A 23,248-nucleotide genomic window follows, 5' to 3' on the forward strand; every position below is an offset into this window, starting at 1 on the left:
CCACCATACATTTTGGGGCCTTAGCTCAGCTGGGAGAGCGCCTGCCTTGCACGCAGGAGGTCAGCGGTTCGATCCCGCTAGGCTCCACCAAAAAGCTATTTTAAATAGCAAATGGTATGTTCTTTGAAAACTAGATAACAGTGTAGCTCATATTTTTTAATTTTAGTTTGGTTAAGTTAGAAAGGGCGCACGGTGGATGCCTTGACACTAGGAGTCGATGAAGGACGGGACTAACGCCGATATGCTTCGGGGAGCTGTAAGTAAGCTTTGATCCGAAGATTTCCGAATGGGGAAACCCACTATACGTAATGGTATGGTATCCTTACCTGAATACATAGGGTATGGAAGACAGACCCAGGGAACTGAAACATCTAAGTACCTGGAGGAAGAGAAAGCAAATGCGATTTCCTGAGTAGCGGCGAGCGAAACGGAACATAGCCCAAACCAAGAGGCTTGCCTCTTGGGGTTGTAGGACATTCTATACGGAGTTACAAAGGAACGAGGTAGACGAAGCGACCTGGAAAGGTCCGTCGTAGAGGGTAACAACCCCGTAGTCGAAACTTCGTTCTCTCTTGAATGTATCCTGAGTACGGCGGAACACGTGAAATTCCGTCGGAATCTGGGAGGACCATCTCCCAAGGCTAAATACTCCCTAGTGATCGATAGTGAACCAGTACCGTGAGGGAAAGGTGAAAAGCACCCCGGAAGGGGAGTGAAAGAGATCCTGAAACCGTGTGCCTACAAATAGTCAGAGCCCGTTAATGGGTGATGGCGTGCCTTTTGTAGAATGAACCGGCGAGTTACGATCCCGTGCAAGGTTAAGCTGAAGAGGCGGAGCCGCAGCGAAAGCGAGTCTGAATAGGGCGTTTAGTACGTGGTCGTAGACCCGAAACCAGGTGATCTACCCATGTCCAGGGTGAAGTTCAGGTAACACTGAATGGAGGCCCGAACCCACGCACGTTGAAAAGTGCGGGGATGAGGTGTGGGTAGCGGAGAAATTCCAATCGAACCTGGAGATAGCTGGTTCTCCCCGAAATAGCTTTAGGGCTAGCCTTAAGTGTAAGAGTCTTGGAGGTAGAGCACTGATTGAACTAGGGGTCCTCATCGGATTACCGAATTCAGTCAAACTCCGAATGCCAATGACTTATCCTTAGGAGTCAGACTGCGAGTGATAAGATCCGTAGTCAAGAGGGAAACAGCCCAGATCGCCAGCTAAGGTCCCAAAGTGTGTATTAAGTGGAAAAGGATGTGGAGTTGCTTAGACAACTAGGATGTTGGCTTAGAAGCAGCCACCATTTAAAGAGTGCGTAATAGCTCACTAGTCGAGTGACTCTGCGCCGAAAATGTACCGGGGCTAAATACACCACCGAAGCTGCGAATTGATACCAATGGTATCAGTGGTAGGGGAGCGTTCTAAGTGCAGTGAAGTCAGACCGGAAGGACTGGTGGAGCGCTTAGAAGTGAGAATGCCGGTATGAGTAGCGAAAGACGGGTGAGAATCCCGTCCACCGAATGCCTAAGGTTTCCTGAGGAAGGCTCGTCCGCTCAGGGTTAGTCAGGACCTAAGCCGAGGCCGACAGGCGTAGGCGATGGACAACAGGTTGATATTCCTGTACCACCTCTTTATCGTTTGAGCAATGGAGGGACGCAGAAGGATAGAAGAAGCGTGCGATTGGTTGTGCACGTCCAAGCAGTTAGGCTGATAAGTAGGCAAATCCGCTTATCGTGAAGGCTGAGCTGTGATGGGGAAGCTCCTTATGGAGCGAAGTCTTTGATTCCCCGCTGCCAAGAAAAGCTTCTAGCGAGATAAAAGGTGCCTGTACCGCAAACCGACACAGGTAGGCGAGGAGAGAATCCTAAGGTGTGCGAGAGAACTCTGGTTAAGGAACTCGGCAAAATGACCCCGTAACTTCGGGAGAAGGGGTGCTTTCTTAACGGAAAGCCGCAGTGAATAGGCCCAAGCGACTGTTTAGCAAAAACACAGCTCTCTGCGAAGCCGTAAGGCGAAGTATAGGGGGTGACACCTGCCCGGTGCTGGAAGGTTAAGGAGAGGGGTTAGCGTAAGCGAAGCTCTGAACTGAAGCCCCAGTAAACGGCGGCCGTAACTATAACGGTCCTAAGGTAGCGAAATTCCTTGTCGGGTAAGTTCCGACCCGCACGAAAGGTGTAACGATTTGGGCACTGTCTCAACCAGAGACTCGGTGAAATTATAGTACCTGTGAAGATGCAGGTTACCCGCGACAGGACGGAAAGACCCCGTGGAGCTTTACTGTAGCCTGATATTGAATTTTGGTACAGTTTGTACAGGATAGGCGGGAGCCATTGAAACCGGAGCGCTAGCTTCGGTGGAGGCGCTGGTGGGATACCGCCCTGACTGTATTGAAATTCTAACCTACGGGTCTTATCGACCCGGGAGACAGTGTCAGGTGGGCAGTTTGACTGGGGCGGTCGCCTCCTAAAGTGTAACGGAGGCGCCCAAAGGTTCCCTCAGAATGGTTGGAAATCATTCGTAGAGTGCAAAGGCATAAGGGAGCTTGACTGCGAGACCTACAAGTCGAGCAGGGACGAAAGTCGGGCTTAGTGATCCGGTGGTTCCGCATGGAAGGGCCATCGCTCAACGGATAAAAGCTACCCCGGGGATAACAGGCTTATCTCCCCCAAGAGTCCACATCGACGGGGAGGTTTGGCACCTCGATGTCGGCTCATCGCATCCTGGGGCTGTAGTCGGTCCCAAGGGTTGGGCTGTTCGCCCATTAAAGCGGTACGCGAGCTGGGTTCAGAACGTCGTGAGACAGTTCGGTCCCTATCCGTCGTGGGCGTAGGAAATTTGAGAGGAGCTGTCCTTAGTACGAGAGGACCGGGATGGACGCACCGCTGGTGTACCAGTTGTTCTGCCAAGGGCATAGCTGGGTAGCTATGTGCGGAAGGGATAAGTGCTGAAAGCATCTAAGCATGAAGCCCCCCTCAAGATGAGATTTCCCATAGCGTAAGCTAGTAAGATCCCTGAAAGATGATCAGGTTGATAGGTTCGAGGTGGAAGCATGGTGACATGTGGAGCTGACGAATACTAATAGATCGAGGACTTAACCATATAATATGTAGCAAATGTTATCTAGTTTTGAAGGAATATGCCTTCATAGTTTGGTGATGATGGCAGAGAGGTCACACCCGTTCCCATACCGAACACGGAAGTTAAGCTCTCTAGCGCCGATGGTAGTTGGGACCTTGTCCCTGTGAGAGTAGGACGTCGCCAAGCAACTAAAAACACAAGTCTTTTGACTTGTGTTTTTTTGTATTGTTAAAAAGAATGGGAAAGAAGTAATGGTAATACAAACACGTTGCCCAAGAGTTAATCATATTATATAAGAGATGGGTGTATATTTTTCTGGAAATTGTTAAGGATTAGAAGTATAAAATAGGTTCACTTAAATAGGGAGGGAAGGTTATGAAATTACAAAGTGAAGTTTGTATTGTTTGTGAGACAAAAAGAAAAGAAGGTATATATGTTTATAATAATTTAATATGTTATGAATGTGAAAAGGATATGGTGAATACAGAGACAGATGATCCGAAATATATACATTATTTAAAGCAACTTCGAAAATTAGAAGTATCATATTTTTAAATAGGCATATGCCTATTATTTTTTTTGTTCTGTATAATAGATGGAGAATGAATAATAAGGAAGAGATGTAGATGAATCAAAATCATATGCCTTTATATGAGGCGTTAATCGAGTTTAAAGAAAGAGGGCCGTTATCCTTTCATGTCCCAGGTCATAAGAATGGTTTAAACTTCCCTCAGAAGGCAATAAGAGAGTTTAAAGATATTCTATCTATTGATGTAACTGAGTTAGCAGGACTAGATGATTTGCATAGTCCGTTTGAATGTATAGATGAGGCACAACAATTATTGGCTGAAGTGTATGATACAAAGAAAAGTTATTTTTTAATTAATGGTTCAACAGTCGGGAACTTAGCGATGATTTTGTCTTGTTGTGGGGAACATGATATTGTTCTTGTACAAAGAAATTGTCATAAATCAATTATTAATGGTTTAAAACTAGCGGGAGCAAATCCCATTTTTTTAGATCCATGGATTGATGAAACTTATAATGTACCAGTGGGAGTTCGTAATGAAATTATTAAGAAAGCAATTGGAAAATATCCAAATGCGAAAGCACTCATTCTAACGCATCCTAATTATTATGGTATGGGGATGGATTTAGAGGCAAGCATCGCTTTTGCACATGCACATGAAATCCCTGTTTTGATAGATGAGGCACATGGGGCACATCTTTGTTTAGGAGAACCATTCCCGAAATCAGCGTTAACATATGGTGCAGATATTGTAGTGCATTCTGCACATAAGACATTACCCGCAATGACAATGGGTTCCTATTTACATATAAATAGTCACTTAGTAGACGAAGAGAAGGTTACTACTTATTTAAGTATGCTACAATCTAGTAGTCCATCGTATCCAATTATGGCTTCCTTGGATATAGCACGCTTTACAATGGCGCGTATAAAAGAAGAAGGTCATGGTGAAATTGTTGAGTTTTTACGGAGATTTAAGGAACGGTTACGTTCTATTCCCCAAATCGCCATTTTAGAATATCCGTTGCAAGACGAGTTAAAGGTTACCGTACAAACTCGTTGTCAGTTATCAGGGTACGAATTACAGTCCGTATTTGAAAAGGTCGGTATATATACAGAGATGGCTGATCCGTACAATGTCCTATTTATTTTACCCCTGCAAGCAAATGAGGGGTATATGAAGGCTATAGAGATGATCCGAGTAGCATTGCAACATTATGACGTGAAAGACAAGAGGGAATCTATTCGTTATACTTATAAAGGTGAATTCTCTCCTTTGCCGTATACGTATAAACAACTAGAAAGATATGGAACAAAGATAGTATCTATAGAAGAGGCTGTTGGAATGATAGCGGCGGAAATGGTGATTCCGTATCCACCTGGGATTCCATTGGTTATGTATGGAGAGAGAATTACTTCAGAGCATAAAGAGCAAATTATGTATTTAGAGAGAGCAGGAGCTCGTTTTCAAGGTAATACGAAATATATGAAAGTGTATGATATAGAAAGTAGGTTTTAGGATGAAGGGATTATTTGTAACAATTGAAGGCCCAGAAGGTTCAGGTAAAACAACGTTAATTAAAAGCTTATTGCCATATTTTGAACAAAAAGCACAAAAGGTAATGGCGACAAGGGAACCAGGTGGTATTGCAATTTCTGAGGACATTAGGACGATTTTACATAAACAAGAATATACGATGATGGAAGCACGTACAGAAGCGCTTCTTTATGCTGCTGCGCGCAGACAACACTTAGTAGAAAAAGTTATGCCAGCACTTAATGAGAACTATCTCGTGTTATGTGATCGTTTTATAGATAGCTCTTTAGCATATCAAGGCTATGCAAGAGGATTGGGTATGGATAAGGTATTTGAAATAAATCGTTTCGCAACAGAGGACTGTATGCCTAGTTTAACAATTTATCTAGACATTGAGCCTGAGGTTGGCTTGGCTCGGATTGAAAAAGATGCAGGACGTGAAGTAAATCGACTAGATATGGAAGATATCTCTTTCCATAAACGTGTGCGCGAAGGGTATTTACAAGTTGTAGAACGTTTCTCGGAGCGTATTGTATTGGTAAATGCTGATCAGCCGATGGAAAAACTTATAGAAGAAGTTGTTCAGATTATAGAAGATAAATTGTTATAATAGAAGGAAAGAATGAAATAAGTGAGGTATGCATTATGATGAAGACGTGGGAGCAGCTTTCTGCTATACAACCCATCGGTGTAAAAATGTTGATGAATAGCATTGCAAAAGAGCGTATATCCCACGCTTACTTGTTAGAGGGAGGGAAAGGTACGGGAAAGTTTGCGACAGCAATTCAAATGGCAAAGAGTTTCCTCTGTTCTCAGCGGAATGGAGTAGAGCCCTGTCATGTATGCACAAATTGTAAGCGAATTGATTCAGGTAACCACCCTAACTTACATATTGTAAAACCAGACGGATTATCTATTAAGAAGCAGCAAATTCATGATTTACAAGAAGAGTTTTCAAAAACAGGATTAGAGGCAAATAAAAAATTATATATTATTGAGCACGCAGATCGTATGACAGCAAATGCGGCAAATACACTTTTGAAATTTTTAGAAGAACCAAGTAGTGATACAACCGCTATTTTACTTACTGAACAAAGTCATCAAATTTTAAATACGATTTTATCTCGTTGCCAAGTTGTTACGTTTAGACCGTTACCTACAGAATCTTTAATTAGAAGATTACAGGAAGAAGGTATTACAGCATCTTTATCGACACTTGCTGCTCAACTCACAAATAGTTTTGATGAAGCTTTAGCTTTATGTAGTGATGAATGGTTTGCACAAGCACGAGCTTTAGTGATAAAATTATGTGAAGCGCTCGAAAAAGATAAAACCTCTATTTTTTTTGTACAAGAAAAATGGGGAAAACACTTTGGAGAGAAAGAACAATTACAGCAAGGTTTAGATATGTTACTCCTTATTTATAAGGATTTACTATATGTTCAACTTGGAGAAGAAGATCGTCTTGTTTTTCATGAGCAGAAAGAGATGTTTGAATCGTTTTCCTATGCTCAGAAGCGCATTGTATCAGCTCTCTTTAATATATTAGAGGCAAAAAATAGAATCAACGCTAATGTAAATGCGCAGCTTGTGTTCGAACAGTTAGTGTTGCGGTTGCAGGAGGGATGACCGTTTTGTATGATGTAGTAGGTGTTCGCTTTAAGAAGGCCGGAAAGGTATATTACTTTGATCCAAATCAGTTCGATATCTCTGAAAATGAGTTTGTTATTGTAGAAACGGTAAGAGGTATTGAATACGGAAAAGTAGTTATTACCAAAAAGCAAGTTGATGAAAACGACGTTGTATTACCGCTAAAAAAGGTTATTCGTATTGCAAATGAAAATGATCGTACCATTGTTGAAGAGAACAAACATGCTGCAAAAGAAGCATATCAAGTCTGTCAGCAAAAGGTAGTAGAGCATAATCTTGATATGAAACTTGTAGATGTAGAGTATACATTCGATCGTAATAAGATTATTTTCTATTTTACTGCGGATGGTCGGATTGATTTCCGCGAACTAGTGAAGGACTTAGCGGCAATTTTTAGAACAAGAATTGAACTAAGACAAATTGGTGTTCGTGATGAAGCGAAGATGCTAGGTGGTATTGGTCCATGTGGTCGTATGCTTTGTTGTTCTACTTTTTTAGGAGATTTTGAACCTGTATCCATTAAAATGGCAAAGGATCAAAATTTATCATTAAATCCTGCAAAAATCTCTGGTTTATGTGGTCGCTTAATGTGTTGCTTAAAATATGAGAATGATGAATATGAGGCAGCAAAGGAACAACTTCCTGATTTAGATCAACGTATACAAACCCCGCATGGTACTGGCCGTGTGATCGGATTAAATATTTTAGAAAGATTAATTCAAGTGGAACTAGTAGACAAGGAACGGATAGTAGAATATACGTTAGATGAGTTAGTGAATAAAGGGGTCGTTTCGAGTCAAACCACAGATTAATGAGGTGGGTGCTTGTGGAGAAAAAAGATATTTTTGAATCGGTTTCTAGTATGGAAGAGCAAATTGGACATTTATATAAACAGTTGGGAGAGTTAAAACAGCATCTTGCAGAGTTGTTGGAAGAAAACCAGCATATAAAAATGGAAAATAACAATTTGCGACACCGTTTTGAAGAAGTGCAGAATAAAGAAAAACAAAAAACTCAAAAGCGTAAAGAAGTGAAGCCGAAAACAGATATTGGTGAAGGCTATGACAATTTAGCGAGACTGTATCAAGAAGGTTTTCATATTTGCAATCTACATTATGGAAGTGTACGTAAAGAGGGAGATTGTTTGTTCTGTCTGTCATTCTTAAATAAAAAGTGAAATTACCTTTCCAATTATAATTGGAAAGGTAATTTTTTATACATGAAATAGGGTAGGTTAAGGGTAAGAAAAGGAGCAGTATATGAATTTATATGAAGATGAACGTTTAGATTACTTATTAGCGCAAGACATGAAGATTATACAAAGCCCATCAGTATTTAATTTTTCTTTAGATGCTGTTTTACTGGCAGATTTTGCATGGGTACCAATTCAAAAGGGGAATTTACTTGATTTGTGTACAGGTAACGCAGTTGTCCCCCTTCTATTAAGTACAAGAACAAAAGGAAAGATTACTGGTGTGGAAATTCAAGAACGCTTATATGATATGGGAGTAAGAAGTGTTCAATATAATGGGCTGGAAGAAAGAATTCACCTCATACATGGAGATTTGAAAGATATGCCAGAGAAACTCGGACGTCATCAATATGATGTTGTTACATGTAATCCACCATATTTTCAAACACCTCAAACTTCAGAGAAAAATATGAATGAACATTTAGCGATAGCTCGTCATGAAATTATGTGTACATTAGAAGATGTTGTATCTGCAAGTAGTCAGTTAGTAAAACAAGGTGGGAAAGTGGCGTTTGTACATCGTCCAGGGCGATTACTCGACATTGTCACATTAATGCGTAAATATAAAATTGAACCAAAGCGTGTGCGATTTGTTTATCCTAAGGTTGGAAAAGAAGCAAATACATTGTTAATTGAAGGAATTAAGGATGGAAATGCAGATTTAAAAATTTTACCACCTCTCGTTGTATATGAGAACAATAACGAATATACAAAGGAGATACGTTCAATTTTATATGGAGAAGAATAAGCATTTTTTTTATGTGGTAGAGTGCTCTGATGGAAGTTATTATGCTGGATATACAAACCATATAGAAAAACGAATACAGACTCATAATAGCGGCAAAGGAGCTAAGTATACACGCGTCAGGCTTCCTGTCGTTTTAAAATATGTAGAGACCCATGATGATAAGCGTACAGCTATGCAAGCGGAGTATTACTTTAAGCAATTAACGAGAAAACAAAAAGAGGCATATATGCAAAAAGGAGAACGCTATGTGGCAACAAAAAAGCTTTCAACAAAATGAAAAGGGAGTTTTATATTTAGTACCAACTCCTATTGGAAATTTAGAAGATATGACATTTCGTGCAATCCGAATTTTAAAAGAAGTTGATTTAATTGCTGCTGAAGATACGAGACAAACGAAAAAACTTTGTAATTATTTTGAAATTGAAACACCTGTCACGAGTTATCATGAGCATAATAAAGAAGTAAGTGGAAAGAGAATATTAGAGAAGTTAGAGGATGGAAAGAATGTAGCACTTGTTAGTGACGCTGGTATGCCGTGTATTTCTGATCCGGGTTACGATATTGTTGTTGAGGCGGTAGCTGAGCAATATCATGTAATTCCGCTTCCTGGAGCAAATGCAGCCCTTACAGCATTAATTGCATCCGGTCTTGAAACAAAGCAGTTTTATTTCTATGGTTTCTTGCAGAGAAACAAAAAGGAACGGAAGATGGAGTTAGAAAAGCTTCGTTATGTACAAACTACAATGATGTTTTATGAAGCGCCTCATCGTTTAGATGATACTTTAATTTCGATGCAGGAAGTGTTGGGAAATAGAGAGATTGTATTGTGTCGAGAGTTAACGAAAAAATTTGAGGAATTTATTCGAGGGACAATTCAAGAAGCAATTGAGTGGACGAAGCAAAATGAAGTACGTGGTGAGTTTTGTATTTTAGTAGCTGGTTCAACAGAAGAACCTGCTCCAGAAGAACAATGGTGGGAATCTCTTTCAGTATATGATCATATTGAACACTATATAAATGAAAAAGGTATGAATTCAAAAGAAGCGATTAAAACAGTCGCTAAAGATCGAGATTTGTCGAAAAGAGATGTATATCAAATCTATCATGTCGATAAAAAATAAGCTTCTCATAATTGAGAAGCTTATTTTGCTGTTTCGATATAATCTTGAAGTTCGTTTAAGATTTGCTCAGCGCCTTCTTTGCTTAAGATGATTTTACCTTCAGCTAAAGAAAGGTTACCGTCAGATACTTCACCAGTTACTTGGCAAGTCATGTTTGGTTTATATTTCTTTAAGATGATTTTTTCGTCATCAACATAGATTTCAAGAGCGTCCTTTTCTGCAATACCTAAAGTACGGCGTAATTCGATTGGAATTACTACACGACCTAATTCATCAACTTTACGAACAATACCAGTAGATTTCATAATTTTTTTCCTCCTAAATAAATAGTTTATAAGTTTCGAGTCTATTTTTAGATTCGTCATTTTTCGACAAAATACCCTATGGACATATGATACCAATCATTTACATTTCCGTCAATTCTTAAATTCTATATTTTTTAAAAAGATTTATAGATTTCTTATTTCTTATATATAATAGATTGAGAGGAAATTCCACAATTATTTACAATATTTTCAGAAAAAAATAACAAATTTCAAGTGGAGATTGTATATTTTTTTGAAATATGAGCAATAGATGATAAAGATATCGAGCATTAAGACCCAGAATTCAAAATTAGGTTGGCTTAAAGAAGATAAGTGAGATTCGGGCTGCTCGTAAAAGCCCGATTGATGTGGGCTAATAATCAGTGGGGATGAAGAAAAACCCCACTGATTAAAGTTTCACTTTATATATGAGTTTTTGATATACTGTTTATAAATACATATGAGGTTATTCGGGAGGTCCAAAACAATGACAGAGGAAAATAAGTCCTTTTATATTACTACCCCAATTTATTATCCAAGTGGAAAATTACACATTGGACATGCTTATACGACAGTAGCAGGAGATGCGATGGCACGATATAAGCGTATGCAAGGATATAATGTGCATTATTTAACAGGAACTGATGAGCATGGACAGAAGATCCAAAAGAAAGCAGAAGAGTTAAATATTACGCCACAGGCATATGTTGATAATATTGTTGCAGGAATTAAAGAGCTTTGGGAGAAAATGGATATTTCTTATGATGATTTTATTCGTACAACTGAAGATCGTCATAAAGATGTTGTCGAAAAAATCTTTAAGCAATTAGTAGATCAAGGTGACATTTATCTTGATGAATATGAAGGTTGGTATTCTGTACAAGATGAGACGTTCTATACAGAGCACCAATTAGTAGATCCAATTATGGAAGGTGACAAAGTAGTTGGAGGAAAAAGCCCAGATAGTGGTCATGATGTAGAACTTGTTCGTGAAGAATCTTATTTCTTTAGAATGGGTAAATATGTCGACAGACTATTAAAGTTCTATGAAGATAATCCACATTTCATTCAGCCGGAGTCTCGTAAAAATGAAATGATTAATAATTTTATTAAACCAGGATTAGAAGATTTAGCAGTTTCTCGTACTTCATTTGACTGGGGAGTTCGTGTTCCTGGTAACCCAAAACACGTTATTTACGTATGGGTTGACGCATTATCTAACTATATTACGGCGTTAGGTTATGGAACAGCAAATGAAGAGAAATATAAAAAATTCTGGCCTGCAGATGTGCATTTAGTCGGGAAAGAAATCGTTCGTTTCCATACAATTTATTGGCCGATAATTTTAATGGCATTAGATTTACCTCTTCCAAAGAAAGTCTTTGCTCATGGCTGGATTTTAATGAAGGATGGAAAGATGAGTAAGTCAAAAGGAAACGTAGTAGATCCAGTTACATTAATCGATCGTTATGGACTGGATGCATTACGTTATTACTTACTTCGTGAAGTTCCATTTGGATCTGATGGCGTATTTACACCAGAAGGATTTGTGGAGCGTATTAATTTCGACTTAGCAAATGACTTAGGTAATTTATTAAATCGTACAGTAGCTATGATTGATAAGTACTTTAACGGAGAAATCCCTGCATTTAAAGCAAATGTAACAGAATTTGATGAAACGTTAGTAGCGTTTGCACAAGATACTTTGAAAAAAGTAGAAGAAGCAATGGAGAATATGGAGTTCTCTGTAGCGTTAGGATCTATTTGGCAATTGGTTAGTCGTACGAATAAATATATTGATGAAACACAACCATGGGTATTAGCAAAAGATGAGAATGATCGTGAAAAGTTAGCTTCCGTAATGGCTCATTTAGCAGAAGTACTTCGTCAAACAGGTATTATGCTTATGCCATTCTTAACAGTAGCACCAAGCAAGATGTTTGCTCAGCTTGGCCTTACTGATGAGGCTCATAAATCTTGGGAAAGTCTATCTACAATTGGCTGTATTCCAGCTGGAACAAAAGTAGAAAAAGGAAACCCAATTTTCCCTCGTTTAGAAATAGAAGTGGAAGTAGAGTACATTAAAGAACAAATGAAAAGCTCTGCCCCTAAAGTAGAAGAGAAAAAAGAAGAAGAGCCGAAGGCAGAAGAAATTACAATTGATGATTTCTTTAAAGTAGAATTACGCGTAGCTGAAGTACTATCTGCTGAACCTGTGAAAAAAGCAGACAAGTTGTTAAAAATTCAACTAGACTTAGGCACAGAAAAGCGTCAAGTTGTTTCTGGAATTGCAAAATTCTATTCGCCAGAAGACCTAAAAGGTAAAAAGGTTATTTGTGTAACAAACTTAAAACCTGTAAAATTACGCGGTGAATTATCGCAAGGTATGATTTTAGCGGGTGAAGAGAATGGCGTATTGTCATTAGCATCAATTGACCAAAATCTACCAAATGGTACAAAAATCAAGTAATTAAGACAAGAAAAGAGATGTTTCACGTGTAACATGTGTGAAGCGTCTTTTTTCTTTTTACATTCTCTATTTTTGCATTAAGATTGTAGTATTGTTATCGTTAAGTTATTAAAGAACTTATTTTTGTAGAATAAACTTGATTTCAATATAAAAGGAGTTATGTATTATGTTGTTTGATACACATTCGCATTTGAATGCAGAGCAATTTGAAGAAGATTTGCAAGAAGTTATTGCCCGAATGAAAGAAGCGGGAGTTACTTATACAGTTGTTGTTGGTTTTGATGAAGTAACGATAAAAAAGGCGATGGAATTAGCTGAAGCTTATGATTTTATTTACGCTGCGGTTGGATGGCATCCAGTTGATGCAATTGACATGACAGAAGAACATTTAGCTTGGTTAGAAGAACTTGCTTCTCATCCTAAAGTCGTTGCACTTGGAGAAATGGGTTTAGATTATCATTGGGATAAGTCTCCAAAAGAAATACAGAAAGAAGTATTTCGTAAACAAATTGCATTAGCGAAAAAAGTGAAATTGCCGATTATTATACATAATCGCGATGCAACTCAAGATATTGTTGATATTCTAGAAGAAGAGAATGCGGCTGAAGTAGGAGGCATTATGCATTGTTTTAGCGGTAGCGTAGAAGTAGCAGAGCGATGTGTTGATATGAACTTTCTAATTTCGTTAGGCGGACCAGTTACATTTAAAAACGCTAAAAAGCCGAAAGAGGTTGCTACGGAGATTCCATTAGAGAAATTGTTAATAGAGACGGATTGTCCATATCTAACGCCGCATCCATTTCGAGGGAAACGAAATGAACCGAGTTATGTAAAACTCGTAGCAGAAGAAATTGCGAATTTAAAAGGTGTTTCTTATGAGGAAGTTGCAGAAATGACAACCAAAAATGCAAAAGTTTTATTTGGTGTTGAATAAAAAAAGAATGGGGAAACCTGTTCTTTTTTATTTTGAAAAAACACTAGTAGAAGTGATGAAGAAAATAAATGTGAATGATGAAGTGTTAAAATAAGGACAGAGAACAAAGATTTTTCTATTCTGTTTTTTAAAATATAAGAATGAGGAAAATAATAATGGAAAAGTCGTCATTTTTTTGTTTTACTAAGTAGAGACGAAACGAGTGTGGAGGCAAGCATGAAAATAAAAGAGATTATCGTTGTAGAAGGTAAAGATGATACAGTTGCGATTAAGCGTGCTGTTGATGCGGATACAATTGAAACGAACGGTTCAGCAATCGGTGATCATGTTATTGAGCAAGTTAAATTAGCGCAGCAAAAAAGGGGCGTTATTATTTTCACAGATCCAGATTATCCTGGAGAGCGTATTCGAAAAATTATTTCTGACAAGGTTCCCGGCTGTAAGCATGCCTTTTTACCGAAGGAAGAAGCGCTTGCTAAAAGGAAAAAGGGAGTTGGGATCGAACATGCTTCTAATGAGTCGATTCGCCGTGCTCTAGAGAATATACATGAAGAAATGGAAGCTTATACAAGTGAAATTAGTTGGAGTGATTTAGTCGATGCAGGCTTAGTGGGCGGAGAAATGGCAAAGAGCCGCAGAGAAAGAATGGGTAAGCTATTAAAGATTGGTTATACAAATGCAAAACAGTTACATAAACGATTACAGATGTTTCAAGTTTCAAAGGAATCATTTGGAGAAGCTTATAAGCAAGTAATACAGGAGGAAAAAAAATGAAGGATATCGCAACGCCAAATCGTACAAAAGACATTGTTGAAAAGTATGGATTTTCATTCAAAAAAAGTTTAGGACAAAACTTTTTAATTGATACAAATGTATTAAATCGTATTGTCGATCATGCAGAAATTGGTTCAGAAAGTGGTGCAATTGAAATTGGACCAGGTATCGGTGCATTAACAGAGCAATTAGCGAAGCGTGCTAAAAAAGTAGTGGCTTTTGAAATTGATCAAAGACTATTACCAATTTTAGATGAGACGTTAGCACCATATGGTAACGTTACAGTTATTAATAAAGACGTACTAAAAGCGGATGTACATGAAGTATTTAATGAGCAATTTGAAGAAGGGCAAGATGTAATGGTAGTAGCTAACTTGCCATACTATATTACAACGCCAATTTTATTTAAATTGCTTGAAGAAAAGTTACCAGTTCGTGGATTTGTTGTTATGATGCAAAAAGAAGTTGGAGATCGTTTAGCTGCTAAACCTGGAACGAAAGAGTATGGTTCTTTATCGATTGCTATTCAGTATTATACAGAAGTTGAAACAGTTATGACTGTACCGCGTACAGTGTTTGTACCACAGCCAAATGTTGATTCTGCAATTATTCGCCTTCTAAAGCGTCCGAAACCGGTTGTAGAGGTGACAGATGAAACATTCTTCTTTGAAGTAGTACGAGCAAGTTTCGCACAGCGCCGTAAAACTTTGATGAATAATTTATCAAATAATTTAAATGGTTTCCCGAAAGATAAGGAATTATTGGATCGAATTTTAACAGAAGTAGGAATTGATCCAAAGCGAAGAGGCGAAACGCTATCTATTGAAGAGTTTGCAACATTAAGTAATGCATTGGTTCTTCATAAATTATCATAAGAATATGAAAGGGACAGTTCAACTTGAACTGTCCCTTTTGTCACCTTTCTCCCTCTAAATTCATATTTTAAAAACAGGTAAGATGGCCTAATGAGTTTGGAGGTAGGAGAATGGCTTTACATGTTGGAGAATTAGTGGAACGATATTCTCATAAGAGGGATATTCTTTTTCGTATTATAGAAATAAAAGGCGAGATAGCTATATTGTTTGGAGAGGAAATTAGACTGGTGGCGGATGCGCCACTTGAAGATTTAATTAGTATAGATCAACGAGAACATAAAAAAAGGGTGAAGCGTGAGAAAGAAACAATGGAGCGCACGTATCGTTTGTTTCAACAAGATTATGTGTTAATGAAACAAAGGCATGAACATACTTCAACTGGTGGATACACAAGTGAGGTGAATTATTTTCAAATGCCGGGACGTGTATTGCATATAGATGGAGACCCTTTATATTTGCGCAAGTGCTTAGACTTATATAACAAAATTGGCGTTCCTGTACAAGGTATTCATTGTAAAGAAACGGAGATGCATGAAAAAGTAGTAGACTTAATAGATCACTTTCGCCCAGACATTCTCGTTATTACGGGGCATGATGCATATACAAAATCGAAAGGAGTGAAGGGAGATTTAGCGGCATATAGGCATTCAAGGCATTTTGTACAGGCTGTTCGAGAAGTGCGAAAAAAATATCCATCATTGGATCAACTTGTTATTTTTGCTGGGGCATGTCAATCGCACTTTGAGGCACTAATTCGTGCAGGGGCCAATTTCGCTAGTTCACCATCTAGAATTAATATTCATGCACTAGATCCTGTATATGTAGTTGGTAAAATTAGTTTTACTTCATTTATGGAGAGAGTCAATGTATGGGATGTCGTACGTAATACAATTACTGGTGAAAAGGGACTAGGTGGAATTGAAACGAGAGGGATTTTACGAACGGGATTACCTTTTCAACATTACGAAGAGTAAGCAGGGTACATATGTATCTTGCTTTTTTGTATGGAAGGATTTAAATGAATTTGGATAAAAAGAGACAAGAACGTACAGACTACGTAATGATACTTTTACAATATAGTATTTCTTCTATCTATTCAAACGCAAGATGATATTAGCTGTGAATCGAGGTTAATAATTAGGATAGATATATCGTGTTTTAAGTGTTCAATCTAAATTACAGCGAGGTGTAGCGAAGTATATGTCAAAACGTTTAGATGAAATTAAAAGCGAATTAGATCACCATCTTGGACAGCGACTTATGTTAAAAGCAAATAGTGGAAGAAGAAAAACTGTGGAGCAATCAGGTGTACTAGCAGAAACATACCGTTCTGTTTTTGTTGTACAATTGGATCAACAAGAAGATGCGTTGCAACGTGTATCTTATAGTTATGCAGATGTTTTAACAGAGACAGTAGAGTTAACATTTTATGGAGACCCTCATGATGAGGTCATTTTATAATCCATATATCATTACATATATTTCCATAAATGAAAAGCTATATTATTTTGCATACTAACTATACCGTAGCAAAATAAGGAGGGACTCTGCATTGAGTAGACGAAGAGGTGTCATGTCAAACCAATTTAAAGAAGAGCTAGCAAAAGAGCTTGGCTTTTATGATGTTGTTCAGAAAGAAGGATGGGGCGGAATTCGTGCGAAAGATGCTGGTAACATGGTGAAACGTGCTATAGAAATTGCAGAACAGCAATTAATGAAACGAAACCAGTAGTTGTAAGATACTTTCTATGCTACGGTAGCCGAGGAGACATTCCTCGGCTTTTTGTACTCTAAAAGGTGCCATCATTTTACATAAGTAGTTTCATTCTGAATGCTTTTCGTTATAATTAGGGAAGTGTCATCGTCTTACTATAAATTTATGGTAAAATAAACGATAAAAGATTGAGTACATAGAGTGGGTGAATAGATTGAAGCTACTAGTGAAAGCACCAGCAAAGATTAATCTGTCGTTAGATGTACTGGGAAAAAGACAAGACGGATATCATGAAGTGAAAATGATTATGACAACCATTGATTTAGCAGATCGTCTAGAACTAACGGAATTAGCAGAAGACCGTATTGAAATTTTATCCCATAATCGGTATGTCCCAGACGACCAACGAAATTTAGCTTATCAGGCAGCGAAATTATTAAAAGAGAAGTTTAATGTAAAAAAAGGTGTATCTATTACTATTGAAAAAACGATTCCAGTAGCAGCTGGATTAGCAGGTGGAAGTAGTGATGCAGCAGCGACATTACGTGGTCTTAATAAATTATGGAATTTAGGGCTTACAATTGATGAGTTAGCAGAGCTTGGCGCAGAAATTGGATCAGATGTATCTTTCTGTGTATACGGCGGCACAGCAATTGCCACTGGAAGAGGAGAGAAAATTGAGCATATAAAGACTCCGCCTTCTTGTTGGGTTATTTTAGCGAAACCACATATAGGTGTATCTACTGCTGATGTGTATGGAAATTTAAAGTTAAATCGAGTTACACATCCAAATGTAGATAAAATGGTTGATGTCATAAATTCTGGAGATTATAAAGGGATTTGTGATACTGTTGGTAACGTTTTAGAAGATGTAACATTTGGAATGCATCCTGAAGTTGCACGTATTAAATCACAGATGAAGCGATTCGGAGCGGATGCTGTATTGATGAGTGGAAGTGGTCCAACTGTATTTGGACTTGTACACCATGATTCTCGAATGCATCGCATTTATAACGGATTAAAAGGATTTTGTGAACAGGTCTATGCGGTACGTTTATTAGGAGAGCGAGAAACGCTTGAATAAAGACGTATAATACGTTATGATTTGTTTAGAATATTCGTGATTTGAGGTGAGAGTATGAAAATTAGAAGAAGTACAAGATTAGTCGATATGACTTATTACTTGCTACAAAACCCTCGTCAGCTAGTATCTCTCACTTTTTTTGCTGAAAGGTATCAATCGGCTAAGTCTTCCATTAGTGAGGATTTAGTTATTATTAAGCAAACGTTTGAACAACAAGGGGTCGGCACATTGCAAACGATACCAGGAGCAGCAGGAGGAGTGAAATATATACCGTATATAAGTGAAGAAGAGGCAGATCTAATTATTGATGAGCTTTGTGGCTTATTTGAAAATCCAGATCGTATTTTGCCTGGCGGTTACTTATACATGACAGATTTATTAAGTAATCCTCGCCATATTAATGGCGCAGGTCGTTTGTTTGCTTCTGTTTTTGCTAGGCAATCAATTGATGCGGTTATGACAGTGGCAACGAAAGGGATTCCACTTGCTTATGCAGTGGCAAATTACTTAGATGTACCAGTTGTAATTGCAAGGAAAGATAATAAGGTAACAGAAGGTCCGACTGTTAGTATCAACTATGTGTCGGGTTCTTCTAAACGAATTCAAACAATGACGTTAGCAAAACGCAGCCTTCCAGAAGGATCGAATGTTTTAATTATTGATGACTTCATGAAAGCTGGTGGAACGATTCAAGGTATGATGAGTATGTTAGAAGAGTTCAAGGCTAATGTTGTTGGTATTGGTGTATTAGTAGAATCCACAGATATTGAAGAACGACTAATTAATAATTTTGTATCATTAATTCGTCTATCGGAAGTTGATGTGAAAGAAAAAACGATTCAAGTGGAAAAAGGGAATTATTCTCTTGCACCATTTGATGAAGGGCTTGTAGAGGCTGAATAAAAGGTAGAGCAGATAGCTCTATCTTTTTTTATTTTATTTATAGATTATAAAATAGATGGACAAACTGCCTTTCGTACACTATTTTTAAAGAGTAAAATAAATAATAAAAGGGTGAAAAGTATGAAAGTTGTTCAAACAAGCAAGGCACCACAAGCGATTGGACCTTACTCACAAGGGATTATTGTAAATAATATGTTTTATAGCTCAGGACAAATTCCATTAACGGAAAATGGGGAGCTTGTAACAGGAGATGTAACAGTACAAACAGAACAAGTATTTCAAAATTTACAAGCGGTATTAGAGGAAGCGGGTGCTTCATTTGATACAGTCGTAAAAACAACAGTATTTTTAAAGGACATGGATGATTTTAATGCTGTGAATGAAGTATATAGCTCTTATTTCTCTACTCATAAACCAGCTCGATCTTGTGTGCAAGTAGCAAAATTACCGAAAGATGTTTCCGTTGAAATTGAAGTAATCGCCCTAGTTAAGTAACCTTTTGTAAGCGATAACCTCCACTAATCTCTATATTCAACTACATTAAAAATTTTTATCTTAAAAATTTTTAAAAAATTAAAGGGAAAATAGAAAATTTGTGGAATTTATACAAATATATCGCTTATTTAGAAAAGGGTGGTGAACACAAGATGGAAGTGACTGACGTAAGATTACGCCGCGTAAACACAGAAGGCCGCATGAGAGCAATTGCCTCTATTACTTTGGACCATGAATTTGTTGTTCATGATATTCGTGTAATTGATGGTAATAATGGATTATTTGTAGCAATGCCAAGTAAACGTACTCCAGATGGAGAGTTCCGTGACATTGCACATCCGATTAATTCTGGTACACGCTCTAAAATTCAAGATGCGGTTTTAACAGAGTATCATCGTTTAGGCGAGTTAGAAGAGGTTGAGTTTGAAGAAGCAGGTGCTTCGTAAAATTCGAATGAAAAGGGCTTTGACGAAAAGCCTTATAATTTTGTAGCAAACTCCTGTAAGCATTTACAGGAGTTTGTTTTTTTTTTTTGCTTTATATTTGAAAATTTCATAATTCATTAACATAAAAAGAAGAAACTACTAATTTTTTCAAAATCATTTTAAATAGTATAGCTTATTTCTTAAAAAAGATACTAAAGAGTAAAACATCTTATAAGAATTATGGTAAAATTTAATAGTTAAAATGTGTTTCTTGAAATATATGATGATTTAGGATAATATCTTTAATGGATAAATAGGTTGCGATGGAGGGTCTATATGTCAAACAGATTTGCAGTGATTCTAGCTGCAGGTAAAGGCACACGTATGAAGTCTAAGCTATACAAAGTGCTGCATCCTGTATGTGGAAAACCTATGGTACAACACGTAGTCGATCAAGTATCTCAATTAGGATTGCAGAAACTTGTAACGGTTGTTGGGCATGGTGCTGAAATGGTACAAGAACAGCTAGGAAACGTAAGTGAGTTTGCATTACAAGCAGAACAACTGGGTACAGCACATGCTGTAGATCAAGCTGCAAGTGTACTTGCAAATGAAGAAGGAACAACTTTAGTTATTTGTGGGGATACGCCGCTAATAACTGCTGAAACGATGGAAGCATTACTTCAGCAACATAAAGAAGCAGGAGCAATGGCGACGGTGCTAACAGCGTACATAGAAGAACCTGCTGGATATGGCCGTATTGTTCGTAATGAGAATGGTCATGTTGAAAAGATTGTTGAGCATAAAGATGCAAATGAGAAAGAATTAGCTATTAAAGAAATCAATACAGGTACGTATTGTTTTGATAATAAGGCTTTATTTGCTTCACTTTCTAAAGTTTCAAATGATAACGTACAAGGTGAATATTACCTTCCAGATGTTATTGAGATTTTAAAAAATGAAGGTCATATCGTATCAGCTTATCAAACAGAGCAGTTCGATGAAACGTTAGGTGTTAACGACAGAGTCGCTCTATCGCAAGCGGAAATTATTATGAAAAACCGTATCAACCGAAAGAACATGGTAAATGGTGTTACAATTATTGATCCAAGTAACACTTATATTTCTGCTGATGCAATTATCGGTAGTGATACAGTTCTTCATCCAGGAACAATTATTGAGGGGAACACTGTAATTGGTTCTGATTGTGAAATTGGACCGCATACAGTAATTCGTGATAGTGAAATTGGAGATCGTACGACAATTCGTCAATCTACTGTACATGATAGTAAACTTGGTACAGAAGTATCGGTTGGTCCATTTGCACACATTCGCCCAGATTCAGTTATTGGAGACGAAGTACGCGTTGGAAACTTCGTGGAAATCAAAAAAACTGTCTTTGGTAATAGAAGTAAAGCTTCACACTTGAGTTATATCGGGGATGCACAAGTTGGAGAAGACGTGAATCTTGGTTGTGGTTCAATTACGGTGAACTATGACGGTAAGAATAAATTCAAAACTGTGATTGGTAATGGGGTATTTATTGGATGTAATTCAAACCTTGTTGCTCCAGTAACAGTTGAAGATGGTGCTTATGTGGCAGCAGGCTCTACAATTACAGAGAATGTTCCATCAAAAGCATTATCGGTAGCACGTGCACGTCAAGTTAACAAAGAAGACTATGTTGATCAATTGCTGAATAAGAAAAAATCATAATGTGGAGGGTTAATCTAGATGTCGACTCAATATCTAAATTCTAATTTGAAAGTATTCTCTTTAAACTCTAATAAGGAACTTGCTGAGCAGATTGCAAAGCATATTGGAGTAGGACTAGGAAAATGTTCTGTTGATCGTTTTAGTGATGGAGAAGTTCAAATTAACATTGAAGAAAGTATCCGTGGTTGCGATGTATTCATTATTCAATCTACAAGCTTCCCAGTAAACGAACATATCATGGAATTACTTATTATGATCGATGCATTAAAACGTGCATCTGCGAAAACAATTAATATTGTTATTCCTTATTATGGTTATGCGCGTCAAGACCGTAAAGCGCGTTCTCGTGAACCAATTACATCGAAACTTGTAGCAAACTTGCTTGAAACAGCAGGTGCAACTCGTGTAATCACTCTAGATTTACATGCTCCACAAATTCAAGGGTTCTTTGATATCCCAATCGACCACTTAATGGGTGTACCGATTCTTTCTGATTACTTTGAAACAAAAGGTCTTAAAGATATCGTAATCGTGTCTCCTGATCATGGTGGTGTAACTCGTGCAAGAAAAATGGCAGATCGTCTAAAAGCGCCAATCGCTATTATTGATAAGCGTCGTCCTCGCCCGAACGTATCAGAGGTAATGAACATTATCGGTAATATTGAAGGCAAAACAGCGATTTTAATTGATGACATCATTGATACAGCTGGTACAATTACATTAGCAGCAAACGCTCTTGTTGAGAACGGTGCTTCTGAAGTATATGCTTGCTGTACACACCCAGTATTATCTGGCCCAGCAATTGAGCGTATTCAAAATTCAAATATTAAAGAGTTAGTTGTAACGAACTCTATCGTATTACCAGAAGAGAAGAAAATCGACAAAGTACATGAACTTTCAGTTGCTCCATTAATTGGAGAAGCAATCATTCGTGTATACGAAGAAGAATCTGTGAGTGTATTATTCAATTAATTGGATAGAATGAGACGTAACCAATTTTGGTTACGTCTTTTCGTATCGAAAAAAGAAAGTAGTGGTACAAGAATGAAATTGATAGTAGGACTTGGGAACCCAGGTAGAGAATATGAATTAACAAGGCATAATATTGGATTTATGGCCATTGATGAACTCGCGAAGCGTTGGAACATTTCTTTGAATGAACAAAAATTTAAAGGTGTATTTGGTGCAGGGTTTGTTAATGGAGAAAAGGTAATCTTATTAAAGCCGTTAACATATATGAATTTATCTGGGGAAAGTATTCGTCCACTCATGGATTATTATAAAATTGATGTTGAGGACTTCGTTGTTATGTACGACGATTTAGACATTCCTGTAGGTAAATTGCGTCTTCGCATGAAAGGTAGTGCTGGTGGACATAATGGTGTAAAGTCAACGATTTCACACCTAGGAACACAAGAATTTCAACGTATCCGTATGGGAATCGATCGCCCGAAAAATGGAATGAAGGTAGTCGATTATGTATTAGGACGCTTTACATCTGAAGAGATTCCGGATGTTAACCATTCTATTGAAAAAGCAGCGGATGCATGTGAAGAGTGGCTAAATAAGCCTTTTCTCCAAATCATGAATACTTTCAATAGTTAAAAATGAGATTGGGAATATTTCTCTTTTGTTTTACCCATACT

Annotated in this window: 24 protein-coding genes, 2 tRNA genes and 2 rRNA genes (1 of these 28 cut by a window edge); 27 read left to right on the forward strand and 1 reads right to left on the reverse strand. The window is 37.7% G+C overall.

Annotation, left to right across the window (positions count from 1 at the left end; genetic code table 11):
• The 13 genes from QCI81_RS14435 to rsmI form a co-directional block, all read left to right on the forward strand.
• A tRNA-Ile gene (locus QCI81_RS14435) sits at positions 1-6 on the forward strand (it extends 71 nt beyond the left edge of the window).
• Positions 7-14: 8 nt separating this feature from the next.
• Positions 15-90, forward strand: a tRNA-Ala gene (locus QCI81_RS14440).
• Between the two features lie 79 nt (positions 91-169).
• Positions 170-3,091, forward strand: a 23S ribosomal RNA gene (locus QCI81_RS14445).
• A gap of 49 nt (positions 3,092-3,140) precedes the next feature.
• A 5S ribosomal RNA gene (rrf, locus tag QCI81_RS14450) occupies positions 3,141-3,256 on the forward strand.
• A 189-nt stretch (positions 3,257-3,445) separates the two neighbouring features.
• Positions 3,446-3,625 carry a sigma factor G inhibitor Gin gene (locus QCI81_RS14455; protein WP_000776279.1) on the forward strand — a complete coding sequence of 60 codons (180 nt, stop codon included), beginning with the start codon at positions 3,446-3,448 and terminating at the stop codon, positions 3,623-3,625.
• A gap of 71 nt (positions 3,626-3,696) precedes the next feature.
• Positions 3,697-5,118, forward strand: coding sequence for an aminotransferase class I/II-fold pyridoxal phosphate-dependent enzyme (locus QCI81_RS14460; RefSeq protein ID WP_071731618.1), 1,422 nt, complete (start codon positions 3,697-3,699; stop codon positions 5,116-5,118).
• Position 5,119: 1 nt separating this feature from the next.
• Entirely contained in the window at positions 5,120-5,746 is a 627-nt protein-coding gene (gene tmk / locus QCI81_RS14465) for a dTMP kinase (RefSeq protein WP_000677220.1), read from the forward strand.
• A 35-nt stretch (positions 5,747-5,781) separates the two neighbouring features.
• Complete coding sequence (gene holB, locus QCI81_RS14470; RefSeq protein WP_000978578.1) at positions 5,782-6,765, forward strand: DNA polymerase III subunit delta'; 984 nt, start codon at positions 5,782-5,784, stop codon at positions 6,763-6,765.
• 5 nt (positions 6,766-6,770) lie between these two features.
• Positions 6,771-7,598, forward strand: a complete 828-nt coding sequence (locus tag QCI81_RS14475) for a PSP1 domain-containing protein (protein WP_000272429.1) — start codon at positions 6,771-6,773, stop codon at positions 7,596-7,598.
• Positions 7,599-7,612: 14 nt separating this feature from the next.
• Positions 7,613-7,963, forward strand: coding sequence for a DNA replication initiation control protein YabA (gene yabA / locus QCI81_RS14480; protein ID WP_000412063.1), 351 nt, complete (start codon positions 7,613-7,615; stop codon positions 7,961-7,963).
• Positions 7,964-8,045: 82 nt separating this feature from the next.
• Positions 8,046-8,786 (forward strand): tRNA1(Val) (adenine(37)-N6)-methyltransferase, encoded by a 741-nt coding sequence (locus tag QCI81_RS14485; RefSeq protein ID WP_001055355.1) that lies wholly within the window; start codon positions 8,046-8,048, stop codon positions 8,784-8,786.
• Entirely contained in the window at positions 8,773-9,063 is a 291-nt protein-coding gene (locus QCI81_RS14490) for a GIY-YIG nuclease family protein (protein WP_000414350.1), read from the forward strand. Before QCI81_RS14485 ends, QCI81_RS14490 begins: the two co-directional genes overlap by 14 nt.
• Entirely contained in the window at positions 9,032-9,907 is an 876-nt protein-coding gene (gene rsmI / locus QCI81_RS14495) for a 16S rRNA (cytidine(1402)-2'-O)-methyltransferase (RefSeq protein ID WP_000267824.1), read from the forward strand. Before QCI81_RS14490 ends, rsmI begins: the two co-directional genes overlap by 32 nt.
• A 20-nt stretch (positions 9,908-9,927) precedes the next feature.
• Here the strand turns inward: rsmI and QCI81_RS14500 are convergent, their stop codons facing one another.
• A complete protein-coding gene (locus QCI81_RS14500; protein ID WP_000843036.1) occupies positions 9,928-10,212 on the reverse strand; it encodes a transition state genes transcriptional regulator AbrB in 285 nt (94 codons plus the stop codon).
• Between the two features lie 487 nt (positions 10,213-10,699).
• Here QCI81_RS14500 and metG point away from each other — a divergent pair, with 487 nt between their 5' ends.
• From metG to pth, 14 genes are all read left to right on the forward strand, one after another.
• Positions 10,700-12,682, forward strand: a complete 1,983-nt coding sequence (gene metG, locus QCI81_RS14505; RefSeq protein WP_000134131.1) for a methionine--tRNA ligase — start codon at positions 10,700-10,702, stop codon at positions 12,680-12,682.
• Between the two features lie 166 nt (positions 12,683-12,848).
• A complete protein-coding gene (locus tag QCI81_RS14510) occupies positions 12,849-13,616 on the forward strand; it encodes a TatD family hydrolase (RefSeq protein WP_071731619.1) in 768 nt (255 codons plus the stop codon).
• A gap of 216 nt (positions 13,617-13,832) precedes the next feature.
• Positions 13,833-14,390, forward strand: a complete 558-nt coding sequence (gene rnmV, locus QCI81_RS14515; protein WP_000692837.1) for a ribonuclease M5 — start codon at positions 13,833-13,835, stop codon at positions 14,388-14,390.
• Complete coding sequence (gene rsmA, locus QCI81_RS14520) at positions 14,387-15,265, forward strand: 16S rRNA (adenine(1518)-N(6)/adenine(1519)-N(6))-dimethyltransferase RsmA (protein WP_000651548.1); 879 nt, start codon at positions 14,387-14,389, stop codon at positions 15,263-15,265. The genes rnmV and rsmA overlap by 4 nt, the downstream gene beginning before the upstream one ends.
• 110 nt (positions 15,266-15,375) lie before the next feature.
• Entirely contained in the window at positions 15,376-16,239 is an 864-nt protein-coding gene (gene yabG / locus QCI81_RS14525) for a sporulation peptidase YabG (protein WP_001173734.1), read from the forward strand.
• Positions 16,240-16,465: 226 nt separating this feature from the next.
• Positions 16,466-16,726, forward strand: coding sequence for a biofilm formation stimulator Veg (gene veg, locus QCI81_RS14530; RefSeq protein ID WP_000044346.1), 261 nt, complete (start codon positions 16,466-16,468; stop codon positions 16,724-16,726).
• Between the two features lie 91 nt (positions 16,727-16,817).
• Positions 16,818-16,997: an acid-soluble spore protein SspF gene (gene sspF, locus QCI81_RS14535; RefSeq protein WP_002094215.1), complete on the forward strand. Its 180-nt coding sequence runs from the start codon at positions 16,818-16,820 to the stop codon at positions 16,995-16,997.
• 196 nt (positions 16,998-17,193) lie between these two features.
• Positions 17,194-18,063: a 4-(cytidine 5'-diphospho)-2-C-methyl-D-erythritol kinase gene (ispE, locus tag QCI81_RS14540; protein WP_000772104.1), complete on the forward strand. Its 870-nt coding sequence runs from the start codon at positions 17,194-17,196 to the stop codon at positions 18,061-18,063.
• 54 nt (positions 18,064-18,117) lie between these two features.
• Positions 18,118-18,966, forward strand: coding sequence for a pur operon repressor (gene purR / locus QCI81_RS14545; RefSeq protein WP_000702467.1), 849 nt, complete (start codon positions 18,118-18,120; stop codon positions 18,964-18,966).
• Positions 18,967-19,086: 120 nt separating this feature from the next.
• Entirely contained in the window at positions 19,087-19,461 is a 375-nt protein-coding gene (locus QCI81_RS14550) for a RidA family protein (protein ID WP_000869823.1), read from the forward strand.
• A 152-nt stretch (positions 19,462-19,613) separates the two neighbouring features.
• Positions 19,614-19,907: a septation regulator SpoVG gene (gene spoVG / locus QCI81_RS14555; RefSeq protein WP_000454041.1), complete on the forward strand. Its 294-nt coding sequence runs from the start codon at positions 19,614-19,616 to the stop codon at positions 19,905-19,907.
• Positions 19,908-20,222: 315 nt separating this feature from the next.
• A complete protein-coding gene (gene glmU, locus QCI81_RS14560) occupies positions 20,223-21,602 on the forward strand; it encodes a bifunctional UDP-N-acetylglucosamine diphosphorylase/glucosamine-1-phosphate N-acetyltransferase GlmU (RefSeq protein WP_000071039.1) in 1,380 nt (459 codons plus the stop codon).
• 18 nt (positions 21,603-21,620) lie between these two features.
• Positions 21,621-22,574 carry a ribose-phosphate diphosphokinase gene (locus tag QCI81_RS14565; RefSeq protein ID WP_000107420.1) on the forward strand — a complete coding sequence of 318 codons (954 nt, stop codon included), beginning with the start codon at positions 21,621-21,623 and terminating at the stop codon, positions 22,572-22,574.
• Between the two features lie 72 nt (positions 22,575-22,646).
• Positions 22,647-23,207 (forward strand): aminoacyl-tRNA hydrolase, encoded by a 561-nt coding sequence (gene pth, locus QCI81_RS14570; RefSeq protein WP_000767702.1) that lies wholly within the window; start codon positions 22,647-22,649, stop codon positions 23,205-23,207.
• Positions 23,208-23,248 lie beyond the last annotated feature (41 nt).

This window comes from Bacillus cereus group sp. MG20 (assembly GCF_040459885.1).
GTDB lineage: Bacteria > Bacillota > Bacilli > Bacillales > Bacillaceae_G > Bacillus_A > Bacillus_A cereus.

Excerpts from the sequence above, each read along its gene's own strand:
- QCI81_RS14455 (WP_000776279.1), top strand. The coding sequence starts at position 3,446 with ATGAAATTACAAAGTGAAGTTTGTATTGTTTGTGAGACAAAAAGAAAA.
- QCI81_RS14460 (WP_071731618.1), top strand. The coding sequence starts at position 3,697 with ATGAATCAAAATCATATGCCTTTATATGAGGCGTTAATCGAGTTTAAA.
- tmk (WP_000677220.1), top strand. The coding sequence starts at position 5,120 with ATGAAGGGATTATTTGTAACAATTGAAGGCCCAGAAGGTTCAGGTAAA.
- holB (WP_000978578.1), top strand. The coding sequence starts at position 5,782 with ATGATGAAGACGTGGGAGCAGCTTTCTGCTATACAACCCATCGGTGTA.
- QCI81_RS14485 (WP_001055355.1), top strand. The coding sequence starts at position 8,046 with ATGAATTTATATGAAGATGAACGTTTAGATTACTTATTAGCGCAAGAC.
- QCI81_RS14490 (WP_000414350.1), top strand. The coding sequence starts at position 8,773 with ATGGAGAAGAATAAGCATTTTTTTTATGTGGTAGAGTGCTCTGATGGA.
- rsmI (WP_000267824.1), top strand. The coding sequence starts at position 9,032 with ATGTGGCAACAAAAAAGCTTTCAACAAAATGAAAAGGGAGTTTTATAT.
- QCI81_RS14500 (WP_000843036.1), bottom strand. The coding sequence starts at position 10,212 with ATGAAATCTACTGGTATTGTTCGTAAAGTTGATGAATTAGGTCGTGTA.
- metG (WP_000134131.1), top strand. The coding sequence starts at position 10,700 with ATGACAGAGGAAAATAAGTCCTTTTATATTACTACCCCAATTTATTAT.
- QCI81_RS14510 (WP_071731619.1), top strand. The coding sequence starts at position 12,849 with ATGTTGTTTGATACACATTCGCATTTGAATGCAGAGCAATTTGAAGAA.
- rnmV (WP_000692837.1), top strand. The coding sequence starts at position 13,833 with ATGAAAATAAAAGAGATTATCGTTGTAGAAGGTAAAGATGATACAGTT.
- rsmA (WP_000651548.1), top strand. The coding sequence starts at position 14,387 with ATGAAGGATATCGCAACGCCAAATCGTACAAAAGACATTGTTGAAAAG.
- yabG (WP_001173734.1), top strand. The coding sequence starts at position 15,376 with ATGGCTTTACATGTTGGAGAATTAGTGGAACGATATTCTCATAAGAGG.
- veg (WP_000044346.1), top strand. The coding sequence starts at position 16,466 with ATGTCAAAACGTTTAGATGAAATTAAAAGCGAATTAGATCACCATCTT.
- purR (WP_000702467.1), top strand. The coding sequence starts at position 18,118 with ATGAAAATTAGAAGAAGTACAAGATTAGTCGATATGACTTATTACTTG.
- QCI81_RS14550 (WP_000869823.1), top strand. The coding sequence starts at position 19,087 with ATGAAAGTTGTTCAAACAAGCAAGGCACCACAAGCGATTGGACCTTAC.
- spoVG (WP_000454041.1), top strand. The coding sequence starts at position 19,614 with ATGGAAGTGACTGACGTAAGATTACGCCGCGTAAACACAGAAGGCCGC.
- glmU (WP_000071039.1), top strand. The coding sequence starts at position 20,223 with ATGTCAAACAGATTTGCAGTGATTCTAGCTGCAGGTAAAGGCACACGT.
- QCI81_RS14565 (WP_000107420.1), top strand. The coding sequence starts at position 21,621 with ATGTCGACTCAATATCTAAATTCTAATTTGAAAGTATTCTCTTTAAAC.
- pth (WP_000767702.1), top strand. The coding sequence starts at position 22,647 with ATGAAATTGATAGTAGGACTTGGGAACCCAGGTAGAGAATATGAATTA.